Here is a 23,299-nt window from a genome sequence, read left to right as displayed (position 1 = left end):
GCATCTCTCTGATAATTTTTACTCCACCATAGCCCAAGCCGCTGCGCTTCCGGAGCTATTGCTTCTTCCATGCTAAAATTATCAGGATGCAAGACGAAAAACAAAATAGGCCGTTTACGATTTAATCATTGATTTGAGTTTCAGACAAAAACTTCGAAATTCAGAGTTCCTTGTTCGACATTCGATATTCAATGCTACAATGCTTGAATGCATTAATACTTCTTATATCTCAAATCTTAAATCCCTGCCTGCCGGCAGGCAGGTTAAATCTTAAATCTGAAATCTCCAATCTCAAAATCAAAACCCTACTTCATCCTATCACGCCGGCAGGCGGGGAATTCGATATTCAATTAAAAAATACCCTCATAAGGGTATACCTTATGTTTAACAAAAAACCTATATTAACAGCTTGAAAATTAAACAAGAACACTTCAACAATTGCTATGAGAAGTTCCAATGATTATGAAAATACCCTGAGTTGGGTATGGGAGATGCGATATAACTCATGGTTTGGGGAGGGGGATTTGGGTATTTTTAGAGATAGAAAAATGAAATTGCCTTTTATCACTTTTAGTGAGCTTGTATTAAGTGAGAATTTATGTGATAAAAAGTGTAATGCCCAATTAAAAAAAAAACAGCCGCACAAACAGCACATTTGGTTTTTGCCGACATGAAAGCCAACGCAGAAAAAACCAAAAGAGCTGTTTTTTGCCAACGCTCGATAGAACTAGATAAATTATGAGTACAGAATTAACAATTAATAATTTGCTTCCAATTTTAACTACTGGAAAACTATCAGAAAAAAATGCAACAATTCAGAACACAACTTTTGTCGGAATAGATTTTGGGACATCTACGACTGTTGTGAGTATCGCAGTTTTAGGAGATGATAAAGAACCGCTGATTGTAAAACCTATTGAATTGAATCAAAAACTATCAGATGGTGCAATTTTTTCATCTTATAAAGTTCCTTCTGTCATTGCTTGGTACAATAACAACCTTATAGTTGGCGAAGGTGCAGCACAACTAAAGTTCAAATTAAGACAAGGAAAAAATCTTTGGCATTCATTTAAAATGGAACTTGGAGAGGATGTTGGTTGTAAGTATCCAAATAGTGAACTTGGTAAAAATCACAATAAACTAACAATTCTAAATCCAACAGACGTTTCAAAAATATTTTTCAAATATTTAAAAGTTCAAATTGAGCGTTATATAAACACTCACTCTTTATCATCAAATATTCAGTATGCTGTCAGCATTCCAGCTTCTTTTGAGGCCAACCAGCGAAGAGACTTGGTCGACAGTTTGGAAAGCAATGGTTTCATGATAAACAAACAATCGCTTATTGATGAGCCAAATGCTGCATTTTTAAGTTATGTATCCAAATCTTCAGTTGAAGGAAAACATCTTAAAATTCCACAAGATTATTTTCCAAATGTACTTGTATTCGACTTTGGAGCTGGAACATGCGACATTTCAATACTTGAATTAGGGAAAGATAATAATGGAATATATTCCAAAAATATTGCAATCTCACGGTTTGAAAAACTTGGAGGAAACGACATAGACAAGTTAATTGCTGTAGATGTATTATTACATCAATTATTAGAAGGAACAGGACTTAGTTCTGAAGATTTCAGAACTAGAGAATTAAATGAATTAATCATTCCAAAATTACTTGCAGCAGCAGAGCGACTAAAAATAAAACTAAGCGATAATATTTCATTGCAAACCACAACCAAAGTTCTATCCGAATTGGCTTTAACAAAAGACTATATTTCTTTAGGTAAAAAAATTGAAATCGAAACTAGAAAAGGAATCCTATCCATTGAAGAACCCAAATTGAGTTATAAAGAATTTGCTGGTATTAATTCCGTATTTACAAAAGAAAATAGCAATCTACCAACCAAGAGAATTGAGAAGGAAGTTGAATTTGTAAGTGTTTTTACGCCAATAAAAACAGCCTTAAAAAAGGCTAATCTTTCTAGTGCAGATATTGATTACGTTCTATTTATCGGTGGTAGCTCAAAGAATCCATTTATTCAAAAAGCTGTTAGTAGTTATTTTCCCGAATCTGATATTTTAATACCAAATGATTTACAAGCCCACGTTTCTTCAGGTGCAGCAATCCATTCTTTAATTTATAATGGTTTTGGAAAAAATATAATTCAACCCATTACTAGTGAACCTATAATGCTAATTACCAAAGATGGATTTAGGGAAATAGTAGATTCAATCGTAGAAGCTGGTACAGTTATTCCATCAGACATTAAAATAATTGAAAATCTTTCACCACAAAAAGAAGGACAAGAAGTAATTGAACTACCTATTTGTGTAGGCAGTAAAAACAAACTTTTGTACAACATTAAGTTATTCAATCCAGAATCAGGTGGTTTTCCAAAATCAACATCCGTAAAATTAGAAATTGAAATCAATGCAGATAAAATGCTTTTAATAAGAGCATCAGCTGGGAGTAAAAAAATAATGGTAGAACCTCTAAGCCCATTTGCCAATAAAGAAATGACTACGGAGGAAAGAATAAAATATAAAGCTGAAAGAGATTTTAATCTAGAATGTGAGCGAAACGGTGGTGAGCCATCTTTATCTGCATTACAAACCTTGCACAAAGCATACAAAAAAATTGGAATGGATTTTAAAGCTGCCGAAACATTAGAACAAATTGAAGAAATGTTTCCAGGAAAAGGAAATCTTAACAATATAGGGTTGCATTACAGCAATGCAGGAAAGAAGGATAAAGCTATTATGTTTTATGAAAGAGCAATGTCCAAAGAACCATCTTCGACAACAGCTTTTAACATAGCTATGCAATACAAACTTACAGACAAGAAAAAATATCAAGAATACCTAGAAAAAGCACAAGAAACTAATCCAACACATAATCCATCTGCATATAGTTTAGGTCAGGAATATATAAAAGCTGGTAAAAAGAAAGATGGCGAAAAACTTTTACAAGAGGCATTTGATAGATGGAAACAAAAGTTTGAAAGTAATAAAATGGAAAAATGGGATTATAGTTGGTTCTCATCTTGTGCCAGGGCATTAGGTAAAAAAGATTATGCCGAACACATTGATGAATGCGAACCAAAAGAAAATTTAGATAAAATGTACAACTCTGATAATTTAACGCAATTCAAACAAGAAGAAGGGCTTCAAAAATACTAACAGATATGGCTTGGATGATAAAATATGACAAACTGGATGATGACCAAAAAGATTTTGTCGATAAAGAAATTAACTCAAGAGGAAACATTTGGATAAAAGGATTTGCAGGAAGTGGTAAGTCCGTCATGCTAATTCATGCTTTGAGAAAGAAAATGGATAGTAATCCTAATGCAAACGTATGTGTGGTAGTTTACACTCACTCACTAATTGATATGTTTAAAACAGGAATGGCAGAACTTGGAATGCCGTCAATACCAGTTATGACTTATCATCAATTCAAAAAAGGGCATGGAAGTTATGACTATATATTTTGTGATGAAGTTCAAGATTTACCTGCTGATGTGCTCAGTCAAATGAAGCAAAGAAGCCAACATGTATATGTTGCGGGTGATTCTAATCAGTCAATTTACGAAAACACAGTTACAACTACAGAAATTGGAAATATTATCAATGCTAGACCTTTTGTCCTTACGAGAATTTATAGACTTACAAGGTCTATAATGAAGGCAGTTTCCAACCTTTTGCCAAACATGGATATATTTGGCTCACGTAGAGATATGACTAAAAAAGATGTTAGCGTAAGGTTGGGTGAAGGTTATGATGAAAACGAAGAGGTAAAATATGTTTGGGAACAATCATCAAACGCAACTTCAGAAGGGTATTCTGCAGCAGTATTACTTCCTAAACATGATTGCATAATTGATTTTGCGAATCGTCTTTTAAGACAGAATGGTAAAACTACTTGGGCTTTACAAGAAAACAATTGGGGCAAACCCGACTACAATTCATTGAACAACCACTTTCGCAATCAAGGTTTGAAAATAGAGTACGTAGGAAATGGATATGGTTCATTTCAAAATGCAGAACGAAATAGAAACACCATTTTAATGACTTACCATAGTGCTAAAGGAATGGACTTTGACAATGTGTTTCTTCCGTTTCTTTCTGATGATACAAGCATTTCCAGAAGAGATGAAGAAACTTTATTTATGGTTGCGATTACTCGGAGTAAAATGAATCTATTTATTACTTACTCAGGTTATCTGCACAGATTGGTTTCAAAATTCGAATCAACTTGTCAGAGAATTGACCTAAAAACTTCAAATCAATCTGCAAACACAGATATTGATTTTGATTTCTAAATAATTTGAAAATGGACAATTTATATATTTTAACTAAACAAGAATTCACTTCGCTTTATCGCTTCGGTAAAATCCCATTGATTTCTAATAAGATAGTAAATACAGTAAATAGAAATGCCGAAGAAATCAACTCAAAAATTTATGATAAATTTCTGTCTATGCCCTATTTTGTGGGTGATGAAGAATATTTAATAATAAGTTTTGAAAATGTTTTAATTGACAACATTTGGTTAGAAATAAAATATGTAACAGAAGTCATTCCTCTAACAAAGGCTGCCAAGAATTCATTTGAAATGAAGTTTGATGATAAACTGGATTTTAAAGATGCTCGATTTGAAAACATTGTTCATAAAGTAGAAGAGGAAATCGATATTCAAGAAAGATATAGAGGTTCTAAGGCTTTCTGGATTCTATGCAAAGTCAAAAGTGATTATGAACCATTACTTAAAAAGGAATTAGTTGAATCATCATACCATAAAAGAATTAATGCAATTAAATCTAGTGAGTTTAAAGATGATTTTTTTATTCATTTATTAGCATACGACCGTTATGAATTTTTCCCTAATTCAGATTTAGGGTATTTTTATGACATTGGAGAAATATTCGCTCATTCAAAAGGTAAGACTTCGTTCAAAGGCAGTAGTTTCCATTCATTTCTAGAGAATAACAAACAAGCATTATCTGAAAAATCATTTGTTCAAATTGCCCAAATTATATCTGATTCCAATGACGTAACGAAATTTACCGAGCAATTAACATCTAACGGTTTAAGGCAATACTTCGCTTCCGCAATATTTTTAAAATTTAAGAATGACCTAGCTGAACGTGACACAATTAAGGATTCAGCAACAGGCAGGTTAATTCACGAAATAAGAACGGATAAGAAATTCATCAATGAATTAAATCTTGCAATTTATTTGACTGGTTCATTTTTTGGATATAAAAAATTCTATGATGATTTATACGATCGGGTTGACTTAAAAATATTTAAGAAAAAAGTGAAGCCTCCACAAGAAGAAATTAATGTTTGCAAAAAACATGATAAGACAGAACAATTTAAATTAAGTGAGGAAAAAGATAAAAATGAAATTATCGGAAAAGTAGTAACTGAAAAAGAGAAAGTTTTAGAAGAACAAGTCAAGTCTTCTACATCTGACTATTCTGGTGTACAAAAACAGATATTAGATATACTTTTAAGAATACTGGATGAGGAAAAAGGCTCTTTTGAAATTAAAACTGATAGGCTTAATGAATTAAAGAAAATATTATCGCCATTATCAGTTGAAAAGAATATTTCTAAAAAGGATGATGTAGTTCAAATAATAAAAGAGAAGTTTTCCGATAGAATTAGCATTGAAGCAAAAGGAAAGAAGTATATAATTAGCCGAAAAACAGAAAATGACTTATTTGCCAACGCTTAAAGCCATACACATTTGCAATTCACACCAGCCGACACACAAGCCAAAAATTGCAAAAGAGTATGTCTTTGCCAACGCTACAACCAGAACGTGAAAATGAAAAAAGGGCATAACAATGTATATAAAAAAATAGGCGAGACAGTAGTAAAATCAAGGGTTTTGGCTCGTGTCAAACTTTGTGTTCAACCGAAAGTTTAGTGCTTCGAAATCGCCTACTTTTTACATACTAACCGTTGTAAATTTAATATAAACAAAACATGAACGAAATAATTTGCCCAAACTGTAAAAAAGCTTTTAAAGTTGATGAAGCTGGATTTGCTGATATCCTGAAGCAGGTTCGAGATCATCAATTTGAAGAAGAATTGAAAAGTCGATTAGACCTGGCTGAAAAGGATAAGCAAAGTGCTATTAAGCTGGCTGAAGCTAATCTTAAAAATTCATTACAAGAAGATCTTGCAAAAAAAGATAAAGAAATAACTGAATTGAATGCTAGGATTGAACGTGAACTTGCTGTGCAATTAGCAAAGAAAGAATCTGAGATCTCTGAAATGAAGTCAAAACTTCAGAATGCTGAGCTTGAGAAAAAACTCTCTGTGTCAGAAGCGATCAAAGCAATCGAAAAAGAACGCGATTCCCTTTCTAACAGTTTAGAAAACAAAGAAATCGAAAAACAGTTACTTGAAAAATCGTTAAACGAAAAATTTATTGCTCAGCTAAAGACAAAAGATGATATCATCCAAATGAAAGATGACGAAATTGCTTTTCGTAAAGACATGAAGCTCAAACTCTCAACTAAAATGCTTGGAGAAAGTTTAGAACAACATTGCGAAATTGAATTTAATAAGCTCAGGGCAACAGCTTTTCAAAATGCCTGTTTTGAAAAAGACAATGATTCAAGGGGTGGAACTAAAGGTGATTATATTTATAAAGAAACTGATGGACCGGGTAATGAAATCATTTCAATTATGTTTGAAATGAAAAACGAAAATGATGAAACTGCGACAAAAAAGAGGAACGAGGATTTCTTTGCAAAACTCGACAAAGACCGAAAAGAAAAGGGCTGTGAATATGCGGTTTTAGTCTCGCTTTTGGAGTCGGATAACGAATATTATAATACCGGGATCGTTGATGTTTCTTACAGGTTTGATAAAATGTACGTAGTTCGCCCACAGTTTTTTATTCCCATCATTACGCTTCTTCGTAATGCTGCAATGAACTCCATGGAATATAAAGCAGAACTAAGTTTGATAAGAAGTCAAAACGTGGATATTACCAACTTTGAAGATAAAATAAACTCATTTAAAGAAGGGTTTGCCAGAAATTATGATTTAGCCAGTCGTAAATTTAAAACAGCTATTGATGAAATTGACAAAACTATAATTCATCTTCAAAAAACAAAAGAAGCATTATTATCGTCGGAAAACAACTTACGCCTTGCTAATAACAAAGCAGATGATTTAACGATTAAAAAATTAACCCACGGAAACCCTACCATGAAAGCAAAATTTGATGGGCTTACGGATAAGGCGGAATAAAACAAACCATTGATTGCTTTACGATTTCCAGTACACCCACTTCTTCAATTTATTATAAATTTTATTCGGTGAAATATAACAATACCCTCACGAGGGTATTGTTATTGTTGAATTAAATTGCCATATTCACATTCTAAAATTGAACAAGACAACTTCAATAATTGCTATGAGAAGTTTTTAAGGGTTTTGATTTGTTAAGAAATTGATATGAGTTAGATGATATATCTCATGGATTTTGAGACGAAACTATGGTATGTTTAAGATCTTAGAAAAGATTAAATAAATTGAATAAATAAAAAAACACAATAATTAATTGCATCAAAATATTAGCCACTAGTTGAATGAAGTTGTCATTTTTAAATAAAATTAATTCATTTTTTAAAAAGAATGAAGACGTTATTTTAAAAGATAAAGATTTGTCAAAACCTGATTCTCATGCAATAAGTATGTGGACAGCTGGTTTAAACTATGAGTCTCGAAATCAAGCAGTATTGAAGTGTCATCTACGTGAAAATGTCAAACTTAGAAGAGAATCCGAAAATTTAATTGATCAAAATGCCATTCATGTTCAAAGAATGGATGGTAGTTCTTTGGGCTATGTTGGAAGATATCGGGCAGCAATTTTAGCTCCGTTAATTGATTCAAAGGCTATCAAACCTGAGGCAGTTATAGCTGGATTAAAATGTGATGTCACAAATGATATCTATGGCGTTAAAATAACCTTAAATATAGAATCATCTATTTATAATGAACTGCATTTCAATAAAGAAGAAATTGAGTTTTTATTCACAACAAGTGAAAACGAAAATTTTTATCTTTTGTTAGAATGTGAAGATTTTACACTTGATAAGATTATAAGTCTATTCGATAAAAATAAGATTGACTATAAGCGAACTGGAATTAGTTATCGTCCGGGAAATGATGGTAAAATGTATTCGTGGTTTATACTTCTGGAAAAAAGTATAGATACAGTTTTAATCGAAAAATTACTTAGAGACAATTTTCCGGTTTTAGAGGAGAAGTATAAAAAAATAGTTGAACATGAATATGTTGAGTTACAGGAAGAAGAAATAGATGCTCTAAAAACTGTAAATCAGCGTTTAGACAAAAAGGTTAAAAGTCTTGAAAAGCGAGAGGAGAAATCAAAAAGGATATTAAACCGTTATTCCAATCAATTTAGAAATATAATAGAGGTCGTATTACCTGATGTAGAATTCCTGGACGGATCTCTGGATATTCTTGAAAGTGAGATTGAAGACTTTACAAATCCAATTGATAAAATAATCAAAATAAATACGGACCACCAATTCAAAGGCAAGAAAATCACGACTTTGGATAAATGGTGGGAAGTTCATTTTAATACAGGACAGAGAGATGATGGTAGATTATATTTTTATAGAAACTCTAATAAATTAACTGTATTGGTTTCTTTTAAAAAGGATCAGAAAAGAGATATTTTATATCTACAAAAGTATAATTAGCATTGCTGGGAATGAATTTAAATCTAATCTCTCTTAAAAAGAAATATTTATGTAAAAGCTATTAAACTTTCGAAGTATGTTATTATAAAATAAATAATTAGAAAAATTCACGTGTACAAATGTTGAAAACTTATATTTTTTAAAAGATGCATGATTTAACTGATTTTATCTCTGAGGAGACTCCTCCAAAGGCAAGTGCGATGATAAATACTTTTAGAGCATTTGGCTATAATCTTCAAACGGCTGTAGCTGATATTATTGATAATAGTATTTCAGCGAAAGCTCAAAATATATGGATTTCTTATGAATGGAAAGGATCTGATTCGTGGGTAAAGATTGAAGATGATGGTGTGGGTATGGATACCTCTAAGTTGATTGAGGCAATGACTCCAGGAAGTAAAAATCCAAATGATGAACGTGAAATTTCAGATTTAGGTAGATTTGGCCTTGGATTAAAGACTTCTTCTTTCTCACAATGTAAAGCATTGACTGTAGCGACAAAAAGAGACGGGTTTTCAATCCTTAAAAGGTGTTGGGATCTGGATTTTGTTAATGAGACGGGTAAATGGACCCTGCTTGATTTTATTTCTGAAAAGAGGCATCTTGACTCTATTTCACAGCGAGACAATGGAACAATGGTGTTGTGGGAAAAATTGGACCGGCTTGCAGGAAATTCACACACTGAAAATGAAGCAGCGAGGACAGTATTCATGGAAGAATTCTCTTTAATGGAAGACCATTTAAGCCTGGTTTTTCACAGATATATTGAAAAAAAGAAGCTCAAAATATGGGTTAACGGTAATTTAATTGATCCTTGGGACCCTTTTATGAAGAATGAAGATGGTTCTCAGCTAATTGGTGATGAATTTTTGGACAATACCTCCGTACATGTCAAATGTTATGTTCTTCCTCACATATCAAAAATAGATTCTGAAACAAGGGCTAAAGTAAAAACACAGGATTGGTACAAATATCAGGGCTTTTATATTTATCGAAATGAAAGATTATTGCTTTATGGTGATTGGCTGGGATTGTTTTCAAAAAATGAACATTATAAAAATGCCCGTGTTCTAATTGATATTTCTAATGAACTAGACCATGAATGGAAAATCGATATAAAGAAGGCGACAGCCTCACCATCAATAAGGGTAAGGAGAGACTTGATGAGACTAGGTAGGATGACCAGACAGTCGGCGGCCAAAATCTATAAATTCAGAGGTAATAGAATTCTGTTAGATGATTCCCTGACCGGGATCCATTTCCACTCCGTTTGGAAGGCATCAAAGAATAGAGACGGGGCAGTGAATTATTATATAAATAAGGAACATCCGGTTATTAAGAAGTCATTGGAAGAAGAGTTCATTACCAAAAAACATATTAATTCTATTTTAAAATTAATAGGAGATACTACCCCGGTAGAAGCCATTATACAAAATTATAGTGAAAAGCCAGAAAGTCTTGAATTAAGAGATCTTAATAAGGAGCTTGATTCAGCTACAATTCAACTGGCCTCAAGAATGTTTGAATCTTTAAAAATTTCAGGTATAAGCAAAGACCTTGCGATAAAACAGATTTTGAATATCCAACCTTTTAATGAGTTTCCCCAACTCATTGAACATTTAAATTAAGATAGTGAATAATATATTTGATAGTGCCAGGAATATAGCCCATGTTTTACTACAGAGGTATGATAGAAAGTTAGTGACAAATGAAATAATTTCTACGGAGGTAGAAAATATATTTCTTATGCCCGGTTTTGACCTTATTGATAGAGATGAGTTATTAACTAAGTTGGAAGATGATTTTGAAATTTATTCAAAAGAAGCTACACTTTTAGTTGCGGAAGATGTAAAACCATGGCTGTATAATGAAAAATCTAAAATCAATTTTGATTTATGGAGCAGATATAAAATATATAAAACAAATGAAGATCCTTCTTTCCCTATAAATGATCTCGATGATCTCACAGACAAGATTCTTGATAAATGTGTAAATCCAAAAATAAAAGGAAGATGGGATAGAAGGGGGATGGTTGTTGGTAATGTCCAATCTGGGAAAACCGCGAATTATACAGGGTTAATTAATAAAGCCACTGATGCAGGATACAGACTCATTATTGTGATCGCAGGTATTCATAATAGCCTTAGAGCACAAACACAGAATCGAATTGATGACGGGTTTATTGGACGAGACAGTTCGGATTTTATACTTAGACAAAGAAACATAAAGACCGGCGTTGGTCATATAAAAGCGGAGACTCAAATCTATTCCTTTACTTCTTCTGATGATAAAGGAGACTTTAATCGGAATATTGCTACCCGGTTGAATGTGCCCATTAGTGGTCAAAGCCCAACTGTACTAGTAATAAAGAAAAATAAAAGTATACTTGAAAATCTAATCTTATGGTTATATCAGTTTGCAAAGGAAGATGAAAACGGGGACGCTAAAGTTTTTGATGTTCCTTTGCTTGTAATTGATGATGAAGCTGATAATGCTTCAGTAAATTCGGGAAATGAAATTGATGTAAGAACTATTAACAGGCTCATAAGAACCTTATTAAATCTTTTTAATCAAAACACCTTCATTGGATATACGGCTACTCCTTATGCAAATGTTTTTATTCCTTCTTCCTGGAGCGAAAACCTTGAATCTATGGTAAAAGATATTAAATTAAAGGTCGGGGAGGACCTTTTCCCAAGGGACTTTATAGTTAATATTCCTCCCCCTTCTAATTATATTGGGGCGACACAAGTATTTGGATATGTAAATAACGAGACTGGAGAAGAGTATGAAGGATTGGATATTATCAGACCTGCTGAAGATCAGGAGCCACACATTCCCAAAAGAATAAATAAAAATAATAAAGAGAATCTTCCGGAAGATATCCCGGAAACCCTGAAAAAAGCAATTAAATCCTTTATAATTACTTGTGCGGTAAGGAGATTGCGTAAGCAGGAGAATAAGCATAATTCCATGCTTATTCATGTGGCACTTTATGTTGCATGGATTGACAGAATAGCCTGGCTCGTAAATGAAATAGTCAGAGATTATAAACTCCAGATTCGATCAGGACAAGGTCGTGTTTTAAAAGAGTTGCAGGAATTATATGAAAATGATTTTGTTCCTACAACAGATAATGTCTTAAAAAATTTAAATTATACAGACAGAAAAATCACACAACATTCATGGGAAGAAGTTAAAAAAACTTTGATAGATGCAGTTATGAAAATTGACGTCAGAGCAGTTCATGGAACAAAAAGCACCAGATCTCTTGAATATCATAATATAGAAGATATTAAGTATGACAATTATGAAAACGGACTCTCTGTTATTGCTGTTGGAGGTAATCGGTTGTCGAGAGGAATTACATTGGAAGGCCTTTCCATAAGTTATTATTTAAGAGCTTCCCGATTATATGATTCTCTGATGCAGATGGGAAGGTGGTTTGGTTATAGACCGGGCTATGCAGATCTGTGCAGACTCTTCACAACCGAACAACTGATTAACTGGTATCAGCATATAACGCTCGCTTCAGAAGAAATGAAAACTGATTTTGATAATATGTCAGCAGAAAATAAGAAGCCTGTTGATTATCGACTTAAAATAAGAACTCATTCAGGAATGCTCAGCATTACAGGTGCTGGTAAAATGAAGGAGCATGAAAAAATACAAGTAGGTTTTTCTGGGCAGATCATTCAGACTTATCAGTTATTAAAGAATCAACAAACAGTTACGGCAAATTTTAACAATTTCAGGAATCTTTTAATTAGAATGGGCGGCCCTGAAAAAATGTTTACGGCAAAATCCAGGAAGCTTAATAGGCTAATTTGGAAAGAAATTGATTCTGAATTAATCATTGATTTTTTAACCGGATTTAGAACCGATCTTCCAAAAGCCAGAGCTGATGTTTTGAATGGCTATATTAGAAAACAAAACAGACACGGTAATTTAGAAAAATGGACCGTTGCGGTGGCATTAAATTCACTGGCTGAAAATCCGTTTTATTTTAACTGTGGTGTTGAAGAAATTCCAGGTGGCCTTCCGAAAAGAACAAACACTAACAAGTTTGGAAGGGAAACCTATACCATATCACGTAATAATATATTGGGTGTTGATGACAAAACTATTGATCTTGATATAGGAAAACGCGAGTATGAAGAAGAACAACTTAAACAAATAAGAGCTGAAGCCGGGAAATCTTTACTTGTAATATATCCGCTTGACACGAAAGAGGAAAAGACTCTTGATGATAATATTCCATTAATCGGCTGGGCAATAATATTTCCAAAAATTGAAAATGAAGACAAGGTTGAGTTTGCAGCAAGACCGTTTTTGGATGATTTTGAAGAAACGCAAAATGATGATGATTTAGATGAAGACAATGTTTGATATTAAAAAAATATGGAGCCGTCAGTCAGCCTCCCTCAGGAATGACGTTATCAAAGATCCGATTGAGGATATTTTGAATTTAAAATGCTATATAGGGACTGTTTCAGTTTCAGGAGCGATATTTTTTTCAATGGAAATTCCATTTTCTATTGAAATTGGTAGTAATGATCTCAAACGATTTACAGGTGTTGAAGTTCAAATACTAGCTTCATCAGGTAAAAAGAAAGAGCTTACTATTATACTTCTCGATATTGATCTGATGGATATTTTTGTTGTATTTACAGAAGATATTGTTAATCATATAAAAGAGGTTAGTTCTTCTCAAGAAGCAATTGGTATAATTTCGTCAAGAATAAGATACTGGAAGAAATTGTTTGGAAAATATTCAAATAATATTCTTTCTCCAGAGCGACAAAGAGGCTTGTTTGGGGAATTACTTTTTATTAAGGAAATGATCGAATCAGGTAATGACATGGAAGAAACGATAAGAGCTTGGGAGGGACCAAGTGGCACAAATCAGGATTTTTATCATAATTCTGATGCAGTGGAAGTTAAGACATCAATTGCCAATGTTCCCGTTATTAAAATTTCAAATGAACGTCAGCTTGATGTAAAAGGTCTGGACAGACTTTTCCTTGTTTTTTATCATCTGAATGAAGTCCCTGATAAAAATTACAGTCTTCAAAATTTAATTATTAATATTCAGGATCATTTCAAAGATAGTTATGAGCTCTTGATAATATTTAACAAAAGATTAAAAAAAGCAGGTATTTCAGAAGAAATGATTGATAATTATAATACGACAGGATATAAAGTGATGGAAGAAATGGTTTTTGAAATAAGCGAAAATTTTCCAAAAATTACTTCATCTAAGGTATCTGAAGGAATATCAAAAATTTCTTATGAAATTTCCCTTGACAGTTGTGTGAATTTTTTAATTGAAACTCAATTTCTAAAAAATAATTTTTTAAATGAGAAAATCAATAAGTAAAAATGTAAATTTTGAACTCGAGGTTTTTATAAAGAACCTTTATCATGAAGTTCAATCATTGGTTTACTCAGATGAAGTTGGAGATTCCAAGGAAAATAAATTTACGGAATTTGTTATGGAAACACTTGCGGATGCAGGTGAAACAGAAGGAATAAGATTATGTCCATTTATCAAAGAGAACCGATTTGAAAATATTGAGTATAAAATTAATGGTTATGCGATTGAAGAAGGTTACGAGAACATTGATATTTTTATTTCTTACTTCAGAGACACAAATGAATTATATCGTTTGCCTAAAATTGAATTTGAAAGGCTTATAGGTCAGGCTTCAAAATTTGTAAATGCTGCGCTGAAAGGGCATTTGGAAGATTTAGAACCTTCCTCAGAAGCTTATGGACTTGCAGAAACATTAAAAAAGAACCGTAATGATATTATCAGGGTCAATATTTTTGTATTGAGTAACGGAGATATCCCACATGATCCACCTCAAAACCATAAATTCAAGAATCTTGAAGAGATATTAATCAATTTTAATATCTGGGATATTGAACGTCTGCATAGATTATCTGAATCCAAGGGAAACAGAGAACCAATTGAAATAGATTTTCGTGAAACAATGGGAGAGGTTATTCCATGTCTTGAAATGCCATCTAAAAATGATCTGTATGAATGCTATCTTGCGATAGTTCCAGGGACGATTCTTTCTGGGTTATATAGAAATTATGGAACAAGGCTACTTGAAAGTAATGTTCGCGCGTTTCTACAGGCGACTGGAAAAATAAACAGAGGAATAAGAGATACAATTCGTTTTGAGCCACATTTGTTTCTTCCTTATAATAATGGTCTTGCAGCAACATCTCTTGAAGTTCAGACTGAAATTATCGATGGTAAGAAAGTAATTACATCTGTAAAAGATTTTCAGATTGTGAACGGCGGTCAAACAACAGCATCTCTTTTTCATACAGATAAAAAATATAAGGAAGCGGATTTGTCAAAAGTCTTTGTTCAGATGAAGCTAACTGTAATAAAGGATGAAATAAAAAAAAATGAAACGGTACCAAATATTTCAAGGTTTGCGAATAGTCAGAATAAGGTTTCAGAACTTGATCTTACTTCAAATAATCCATTTTTGCAACGATTAGAAGATTTGTCAAGAACAACATATGCCATAGATTCCGGAGACAGAAATAAACAAAGTATATGGTTTTTCGAACGCGTAAAAGGGCAGTATAGAGAAGCTGAAAATAAAGAGCCGACATTAGGTAAGAAGAAAGCGTTCAAACTTAAGTATCCTAAAAATCAGATGATCATAAAATCTGAAATTGCAAAATATTCCAACTTGTGGGACAAGATGCCTTATCATGTATCCAAGGGTTCTCAGAAAAACTATAATATTTTCATGGAAAGTATCAAAAAACAGTTTGGCAAGAAACAGCCTGGACGGGTCTATTGGGAAGATATTGTGGCGAATGCAATTCTCTTTAGAACCACAGATAAATTATTTGGAAGAAAGAATCAGAACCCGATTGGTGATACAAATATTAAATCACACACTGTCAGTTATTCCCTTGCCTATTTTCATGACGTTACAAATAATAAAATAAATCTTGAAAAGATATGGAAGCAACAGTTTATTCACGAAGATTTACAGCGTGAATTAAAGAAACTTTTGAAATTTGTGTATGAATTTTTCATGTCTTTAGACACTGCTTTAATTAGTGAAGCCGCGAAGAAGGAAGACACATGGAAACAACTCAGAAAATTAAAACAACATCCATTAGATCTAGATGTGGTGAAAAAATATTTAATTTCTGACAAAGATTATAAATCAAGATATGATTCTGATTCAGATGAAGTTGAGGAAATGGAAAAATATAATAATATAGAGAGGATAACTTCGTTGGGCCTTAAGTTCTGGGATGGATTAAGGTTATATACTTCAAAAGTTAATTGTCTTACAAAACCCCAAATAAATTTTGCCGCAAACATAAGTGGAAAAATAAAGAGCCAGGGTGCTTTATCTGATATTGAAGTTAAAAAAGGGGTGAAAATTATTCAAGTATTGCAGGAAAGAAATGTAAGTTTTGAAGACGTTAAGAAATTGAGTTATGAAACTGATATCGTTTTAGAGGATGCAACAAAGATTATTAACAGATTAAAAGATATGGATAGTGAATCATGGAAAATAGTTATAGCGATAGGGGAAAAGACCCAAAAACTTAATTATAAGGAAATAAGCACGATTAAGGCTATTCAGACTAAATTAAGGAAAAAGGAGACAATTGATTTAAACAGATTACAGATTGTGGATAAGGCATTGGATAAGGTCAAAAAATTTGTAAAAGTCTAGTGTATTTATAATTTCAAGCCAATAATTTCATTTAAATAATTAGAGAGTTCCTGTCATTTTCATTCAATGATTTCAGATAATTTCGCTTCATTATTACCAATTAATGTAATTATGCTTTAATAAAATACTTTTGAAAAATATTTCTCATTATTATGGGGAATTATAACCGTTTTTATTTTTCTGATTATAGGAATGCATTTACTTTTAACCACTTTATGAAAAATTACACTTACATTGATTTATTTGCCGGTGCTGGAGGACTTACAATTGGCTTTGGTAATAAAGGCTTTCATTTGGAAATGGCTAATGACATAGCTGAGCCCGCATTAAATACCTTAAAGAAGAATCTTTTGAAAACACATCCTGATACAAATGAGGAAAGAGTTATTCTTGGTGATATCAAGGAACTATATAAACATCTTGGTAATGGTGATGTGAGTTATGATATGCAGGGGCATATGGTTATAGAAACTGGAATTGAGTTGGAACTTCGTAAGAAGGCACCATCTGTAAAAGATAATAAAGGGATAAGGAAAATACTTGCAGGAATTAATCATGTTGATGTCTTAGTTGGAGGGCCTCCTTGTCAGGGGTTTTCAATGATTGGACGATCAAAAAAGGCCAGTTTGGAAGAACGCACCAAGGGGTTTATAGATGATCCTAGAAATCAGTTGTTTAAGCATTATTTAAAATTTGCTGAAAAATTATCCCCTAAGCTGATACTAATTGAAAATGTAAAGGGGCTGGCATCAGCATCTGGTTACAGAGATCTTATTGAAAAATCATTGCGCGATACAGGAGGTGAAAATAATTATGAAACTTCATCCGCGATATTAAACGCCAAAGATTTTGGTCTTGCACAGAACCGTGAGCGTATTTTCTTTATTGGGTTGAGAAAAGACCTTTCTGAAAAATATGGAATTGCAGTGGAAGGAATTTTTGAAGAAATTATTAACGCTAAGAAAGAGGCCATAAAACTTAAAGAAGTTATTTTAGACTTGCCACAAATTAAAGCCAATCCTAAACCAAATAATTATTCTGAAGAAAAAGAATTATCTTTTTCTAACATAAATTGCTTTGGAAAGAACATGTCTGATGGACCTTATAAAGAGCTTCTTGGCGAAAAAGACAGCCAATCCTATGTAAGATTAATAAATACTTACAAAGAAAGGTTAGAATTTCCGGAGCGGCTTTATAATCATAAATCGAGATATCATAATGAAAGAGATTTATTTATTTTTAAAAATCTTGTACCTGGGAAGTATTTAAATGATCCCGAAAATAAAAAAGCGCTTTCAAAAGTAATTTACGGAGTGGAAATCGATGCAAAAGGAAATAGGAGGGTAAAAGGATTCGTAGATAAGTATTTTAAACTTGACGCAGAAAGTGTTTCAAAAACAATTATTGCTCATCTTGAATTAGATGGGAATTCTTATGTTCATCCGGGTAATATTCCTAGAAGTATAACTCCAAGAGAGGCAGCAAGAATTCAATCGTTTCCTGACTGGTACTTTTTCACAGGGACCACACGAAATCAATTTAAACAGATTGGCAACGCAGTCCCACCTTTAATGGCTTCTTTAATCGCTGAAAATTTCAAATCAGTACTTGATAGAATAAATGAGAATGAAAAATAAAAAACTTACTATAATTGATTTGTTTACTAGTTGCGGTGGCCTGACTGAAGGGTTCCTTAAATCTGGAAAATACAAAGGACTTGCACATGTTGAATGGGAACTTCCAATGGTAAGAACTTTAAGATCAAGACTTGAGAAAAAATGGAATCACTCAAAAAATACAGCGTTAAAAAGAGTTATACATTTCGATATACAGAGAACTGATGAACTCCTTAACGGTAATTGGAGTGATTTATCTCTGAATAGTTTTAGCGAAACTAATCATGCTAGTATAATAAAAAATGGACTTAAAGGGCTGGTAAGAAACACTAAAGTAGATTTAGTGGTTGGTGGACCTCCTTGTCAAGCTTATTCGATGGCTCGGAGGTCTCATAGTAACAAGTTAGTAAAAGATGATTATAGAAATTATTTATTTGAAAGCTTTATAAAAGTAGTTGATGAATTTAGACCATCTGTTTTTGTATTTGAAAATGTTGAAGGTATGCTCAGTGCTGCTCCGGGTGGGAGGAAAGTCACAGATCGGATCTTTGAAGCATTTGATAATTGTCGATATGATATATACTTGTACCAAAAAAATTAAAAACAGCATTATTTAATGCTCGTGATTTTAACGTTGCTCAAAACAGGAAAAGAGTTATTATAATTGGAATAAACAGGGATAATAAAAATTCTAATATTAAGCTGGAAGACATTTACAATGAGATCAATAACCTAAAATCATGCGAGGTTAAAACTATGAGGCATGTAATTGGTCATCTACCTGATTTTAAACCTTCAAATAATATCCAAATAATTAATAAAAGAAAAGTCTCACATTTTCCTGTTTTTAAAAGTGAAATTTTAAAAACTTAGCATATTCCTCGATTTCACAATAAAAGGGACATTGGTATTTTTAGAAAGTGGTTAATTAATGGAATGAATAAAAGAAGTAGTGAGGACAGAATAGGTTTTTATAACCAAGTAATTGGTAAAAATTCAATTCACAATAAATATAGAAATTTGGAATGGGATCAGCCTTCACATACAATTGTGGCTCATTTGGATAGAGATGGTCTTTTGTTCATTCATCCTGATATAGAACAGGCACGATCAATCAGTGTTGCGGAAGCGGCATTAATTCAGTCATTTCCCGAAGACTTTGAATTTAATGAGTCAATGGGCCCTAATTATAGAATGATAGGTAATGCAGTGCCTCCTTTAATGGCTGAAAGGATTGCAACAGGCATTGCTTCACTTTTCACAAAGAATGAAGCTCAAGTACAAGATCTTCTAGCGTCTTAGTTATTCTATCGGGTTTTAAGTGACATTCCCATATTATGACCACATTCCAACCATCTTTTATTACAGTGCTATGATTATAAGAATCTCTTGATATTGTTTTATTTATTTTATCTTTCCACCATTCAGTTCTTGTTTTAGGGATAACAGCATATTTGCAGTTCTTATGGCCATGCCAGAAACAACCGTTAACAAAAATTACGGTTTTATATTTTTTTAAAACGATATCCGGCTTTCCAGGAAGATTTTTATCATGCAACCGAAAGCGAAATCCTTTTGAAAACAGATGTCTTCTAACCAGAATTTCAGGCTTGGTATTTTTGCCTTTTATTCTGCTCATGTTAAAACTTCGAGTCTCCTTGCTATGAACATCAGTCATGATAATCAAAGTTAGCTATAATTCTGGGTTAATTGACTCACTAATTATAGATCCTTTTTCACTGATCTTCAATATAATTCATCTTTAGGTAGATTTTTTCAAGATGTTTAATCCTTTTTTTAAGAATCAAATACATATACGGATAATCATCAGTGATTTCATAACCTGATTCAAAATAATCAATAATGCTTCTTAGTTTTTGGAATAATTCCTGAATTGAAATGTCTTCAAATGATCTTTTGAAACTCATAATTTTGCTGATTTTCCAAATCATTCAACCACAGTGGTTCAGTAAACTCTGTTGGTGTTCTGCAAAGCAGAAACTCTGAAGATTCTTGTTAAGTTTCAAACATAAGTAATTGTAGTTAAGGGTACGTTCTTTGTTTATAAATCGAAATAAATAGACTAGCAGTTTCAGAGATGAAGTAATAAATAAAGTTTAATTTAGGGGAGTAAAGGAGAATGAATATTGGGTTTTTGAAGCGGTATTATGATTATAACAAGTTTGTTGATAAAAACGTTTTGATTTAAAAATTTATATCTCATATTTTGAGATATTCGAATTTCATAAAAGAACTTGTATTACTAGTATTAACGAACCGAATAAAAGAGGTTTTAGAAGAAAAAGGTATCAAACATATCTGGCTTGCTGAATAACTAAGGAAAAGCTTTAATATGGTAAACTCCTATGATTAAAAAGGGAAGACAGCTAAGTGTTGAAGACTTATATAAAATTGCTGAAATATTAAATATCAGTGCAAAAGAACTTTTAGTTGAACATGAGTAAGAAATTAACATTTATTGACCTGTTTGCAGGTTGTGGCGGATTGAGTGAAGGCTTTTATAAACAAGGATTTAAAAGCCTAACTCACGTTGAATATGATCATTATGCATGTGAAAGCCTTCGAATCAGAATGAAAAATTATGGTTATGCTGAAGATGAGATTAGTGTACTGGAAAATGACATCACAGATGATGACATAATAGTAAAAATAGAGAATGAGATCAAAAACAGAAATGTTGATTTATTGATCGGTGGACCACCATGTCAGAGCTTCTCCTCACTTGGAAGAGCCAAAGATGATAACGGCATGCAAGATGACCCAAGAAATTATCTTTTTGAAAGTTATGAGAAGATATTAAATCATTTTAAACCTAAAATATTTGTCTTTGAAAATGTTACTGGTTTGTTAAGTGCAAAGCTTGGAAAAGAGAAAACAGTTAATGTCATTTTAAAAAGACTTGGTAAAGAATATAATCTAATCAAAGACCCAGCGAAAATGGTTTTAAACTCTTGTGACTATGGAGTGCCTCAAATAAGGAAAAGGGTCATACTAATTGGAGTAAAAAAAGGAATAAAAATTAAACCAGAACAAATTTATGAAGGGATAATAAAAACTCATTTCAACCCATTATCAGTTGAGAAAGAAAGAGTTAATAAGCAAAAATATGTGACGGTAAAAGAAGCGATATCCGATCTTCCTGCAATGAAGCCGGGAGAAGGTAAAAAGATAATTAAGCACAAAGTAGAATCTTGGAATGACTATTTGTCTAAAGTCAGATCAAAGGACGATGAGGTATTATTAGACCATGTTGCCAGAACTCATAATGAAAAGGACCGTAAAAGATATTTGGCTATGAGCAAAAACAAATGGACATTCAAAGAGCTGCTAGAAAAAAAGCCATCTTTAAATCATATCAAACAAAGAGTTTTTAATAATAGTTATGTGGTTCAATTCTGGGACAAACCTGCTCGAACAATTATTGCTCATTTATATAAAGACGGTAATCAGTTTATACACCCTGATCATAAACAAGAAAGAACAATAACTCCTCGTGAAGCAGCCAGATTACAATCTTTTCCAGATGACTTTGTTTTTGAAGGTTCACGAACCCAACAATATAAGCAAATTGGAAATGCGGTTCCACCATTAATGGCAGAGGCAATAGCAAAGAGTATTAAAAAAGTTTTAGGAAAATAAGTAAGATGTTTCAGTATATAAACAAAATAGAAAACACTAGAGAAAGGAAGTTTTTCATTGAAAAAGTTAATCTGTTCATTAAACTTTTAAATGTTTTTGCTCAAAAGAATAATCTCGTTGATTCTTCAGTAAATTCAGATGTGTCAGATGACACTATTAAAAGACTACAAGAGCTTGAAATAATTGAATCAAATTCGGAATATGAACAAAATCAATTACTAAAAGTTCTAAAAGCACCTCTTTGTAGCGAATTCATTACAGCGATCAACTACAACATTAAACACAAAAAATTGATCGGTGATTTATTGAACAAATTAGACCCTGTTAAGAGGAAAATAACTCAAGAAAAAGCCAAAAAAAAAACTGGTCCTAAAACTATTGATTTCTTCTGCGGTGCTGGCGGATTAAGTCTTGGGTTTAGCCAGGAAGGGTATCAAGTTGATTTGGCAAATGACTATGAAGATGTTTGCATTGAAACATTCAAATATAATCATCCTGAAGTACAAGAGGACAGAGTCATTTTAGGAGATATCAGAAATATAGTTGATCATATAGAAGATTACATTAATAAAGAAATAGATGTTGTTATTGGTGGACCACCTTGTCAGGGATTTAGTACTGCGAATCAACAAAGAATAATTGATGATTCAAGAAATGAATTGTATAAGTATTACTTAAAAGCAGTAAAAAAAATAGCACCCAAGTTTGTGGTAATGGAGAATGTTAAAGGTATGCTTCCATATGCTGAACAAGTGGTTGAAGATTACGAAAGTATCAAAGCTAACATAGGTAATAAAACATATTCTTATAGCGTTGCTTGCAAAGTATTAGTATCGAATGATTTTGGTGTTGCACAAAAAAGACAGCGGTTGATATTTATTGCTATCAGGGACGATATATCCAAGACAAAAAATATAACGCCATCAGATATATTCAAAGAAATTGAAAAGAGTTATCAAGATAATCAAGGCCATGTTTTAAGAGATGCTTTACAGTATATTAAGGAGCTTGAAGCCCCTCGTATTAAAAATATGACAGAAGTTGATGATGAAATTACCGGTAAAAAAGTGGATGTAAATAGATTTGAAGGGAATGAAAATTCTTATTTAAAATTGATTAATCAAGGCAGAAAAATTGATTACGTTTTCAATCATAAGGCTAGATATACCAACGAAATTAATTATGAAATCTATAGTACTCTGGAACAAGGTGAAGACGGTACTAGCGAAAAGATTAAGCATGTTATGCCTTACAAACACCGCAATCACATTTTTAAGGATAAATATTTTAAACTAGTTGAAGATAAACCTTCAAGAACTATTACAGCTCATTTAAAAATGGATTGCCATTCTCATATTCATCCAAGACAAGTTAGAAGCATTACTCCACGAGAAGCAGCAAGAATACAGTCTTTTCCGGATGATTATGTTTTTTTAGGTGCTTATTTAAAAACATATATGCAAATTGGAAATGCTGTGCCACCTATAATGGCAAGAAGTATTGCTAAAGTCATTAAAAAATTCATTTAAAAATA

Annotated in this window: 15 protein-coding genes and 2 pseudogenes; 15 read left to right on the top strand and 2 right to left on the bottom strand. The window is 32.4% G+C overall.

All coding sequences use genetic code 11. From position 1 onward, the window contains the following. Positions 1-738: 738 nt before the first annotated feature. The 12 genes and pseudogenes from AABB81_RS03070 (at position 739) to AABB81_RS16065 (ending at position 19,407) form a co-directional block, all read left to right on the top strand. A complete protein-coding gene (locus AABB81_RS03070; RefSeq protein ID WP_342158538.1) occupies positions 739-3,183 on the top strand; it encodes an Hsp70 family protein in 2,445 nt (814 codons plus the stop codon). Between the two features lie 5 nt (positions 3,184-3,188). Continuing rightward, positions 3,189-4,325 carry a 3'-5' exonuclease gene (locus tag AABB81_RS03065; protein WP_342158536.1) on the top strand — a complete coding sequence of 379 codons (1,137 nt, stop codon included), beginning with the start codon at positions 3,189-3,191 and terminating at the stop codon, positions 4,323-4,325. Positions 4,326-4,336: 11 nt separating this feature from the next. Beyond that, the gene (locus tag AABB81_RS03060) at positions 4,337-5,746 is read left to right on the top strand and encodes a hypothetical protein (protein ID WP_342158535.1); all 1,410 of its coding nucleotides are present in this window, start codon (positions 4,337-4,339) and stop codon (positions 5,744-5,746) included. A 254-nt stretch (positions 5,747-6,000) separates the two neighbouring features. Next, positions 6,001-7,278, top strand: coding sequence for a DUF2130 domain-containing protein (locus tag AABB81_RS03055; RefSeq protein WP_342158533.1), 1,278 nt, complete (start codon positions 6,001-6,003; stop codon positions 7,276-7,278). A gap of 341 nt (positions 7,279-7,619) precedes the next feature. Continuing rightward, positions 7,620-8,759 (top strand): HIRAN domain-containing protein, encoded by a 1,140-nt coding sequence (locus AABB81_RS03050; RefSeq protein ID WP_342158531.1) that lies wholly within the window; start codon positions 7,620-7,622, stop codon positions 8,757-8,759. Between the two features lie 146 nt (positions 8,760-8,905). After that, a complete protein-coding gene (locus AABB81_RS03045; RefSeq protein WP_342158529.1) occupies positions 8,906-10,387 on the top strand; it encodes an ATP-binding protein in 1,482 nt (493 codons plus the stop codon). A gap of 4 nt (positions 10,388-10,391) precedes the next feature. Next, positions 10,392-13,148 carry a Z1 domain-containing protein gene (locus AABB81_RS03040; protein WP_342158527.1) on the top strand — a complete coding sequence of 919 codons (2,757 nt, stop codon included), beginning with the start codon at positions 10,392-10,394 and terminating at the stop codon, positions 13,146-13,148. After that, complete coding sequence (locus tag AABB81_RS03035; RefSeq protein WP_342158525.1) at positions 13,132-14,139, top strand: PD-(D/E)XK motif protein; 1,008 nt, start codon at positions 13,132-13,134, stop codon at positions 14,137-14,139. The genes AABB81_RS03040 and AABB81_RS03035 overlap by 17 nt, the downstream gene beginning before the upstream one ends. After that, on the top strand, positions 14,120-16,489 hold the full coding sequence (locus AABB81_RS03030) for an AIPR family protein (RefSeq protein ID WP_342158524.1): 2,370 nt from the start codon (positions 14,120-14,122) through the stop codon (positions 16,487-16,489). Before AABB81_RS03035 ends, AABB81_RS03030 begins: the two co-directional genes overlap by 20 nt. 152 nt (positions 16,490-16,641) lie before the next feature. Continuing rightward, positions 16,642-18,126 (top strand): DNA cytosine methyltransferase, encoded by a 1,485-nt coding sequence (locus tag AABB81_RS03025; protein ID WP_342158522.1) that lies wholly within the window; start codon positions 16,642-16,644, stop codon positions 18,124-18,126. After that, entirely contained in the window at positions 18,116-18,706 is a 591-nt protein-coding gene (locus AABB81_RS03020) for a DNA cytosine methyltransferase (protein ID WP_342158521.1), read from the top strand. The genes AABB81_RS03025 and AABB81_RS03020 overlap by 11 nt, the downstream gene beginning before the upstream one ends. Next, positions 18,685-19,407: pseudogene (locus AABB81_RS16065) on the top strand (DNA cytosine methyltransferase). Before AABB81_RS03020 ends, AABB81_RS16065 begins: the two are co-directional and overlap by 22 nt. Here AABB81_RS16065 and AABB81_RS03010 read toward each other — a convergent pair. Then, a complete protein-coding gene (locus AABB81_RS03010) occupies positions 19,364-19,783 on the bottom strand; it encodes a very short patch repair endonuclease (RefSeq protein WP_342158517.1) in 420 nt (139 codons plus the stop codon). The pseudogene AABB81_RS16065 and the gene AABB81_RS03010 overlap by 44 nt on opposite strands. Before the next feature lie 58 nt (positions 19,784-19,841). Beyond that, positions 19,842-20,033, bottom strand: a complete 192-nt coding sequence (locus tag AABB81_RS03005) for a hypothetical protein (protein ID WP_342158515.1) — start codon at positions 20,031-20,033, stop codon at positions 19,842-19,844. A 317-nt stretch (positions 20,034-20,350) separates the two neighbouring features. Here AABB81_RS03005 and AABB81_RS03000 point away from each other — a divergent pair. The 3 genes and pseudogenes from AABB81_RS03000 (at position 20,351) to AABB81_RS02990 (ending at position 23,294) form a co-directional block, all read left to right on the top strand. Beyond that, positions 20,351-20,570, top strand: a pseudogene (locus AABB81_RS03000) (helix-turn-helix domain-containing protein). Further along, positions 20,563-21,765, top strand: coding sequence for a DNA cytosine methyltransferase (locus tag AABB81_RS02995; protein WP_342158513.1), 1,203 nt, complete (start codon positions 20,563-20,565; stop codon positions 21,763-21,765). Before AABB81_RS03000 ends, AABB81_RS02995 begins: the two are co-directional and overlap by 8 nt. 5 nt (positions 21,766-21,770) lie before the next feature. Further along, positions 21,771-23,294 (top strand): DNA cytosine methyltransferase, encoded by a 1,524-nt coding sequence (locus AABB81_RS02990; RefSeq protein WP_342158511.1) that lies wholly within the window; start codon positions 21,771-21,773, stop codon positions 23,292-23,294. Positions 23,295-23,299 lie beyond the last annotated feature (5 nt).

The sequence above is a fragment of the Lutimonas vermicola genome (assembly GCF_038433205.1).
In the GTDB taxonomy this organism is placed as follows: Bacteria; Bacteroidota; Bacteroidia; order Flavobacteriales; family Flavobacteriaceae; genus Lutimonas; species Lutimonas vermicola.
The sequence above is the reverse complement of the archived record's forward strand: the minus strand, read 5'-3'. Positions and strand labels throughout refer to the sequence as shown.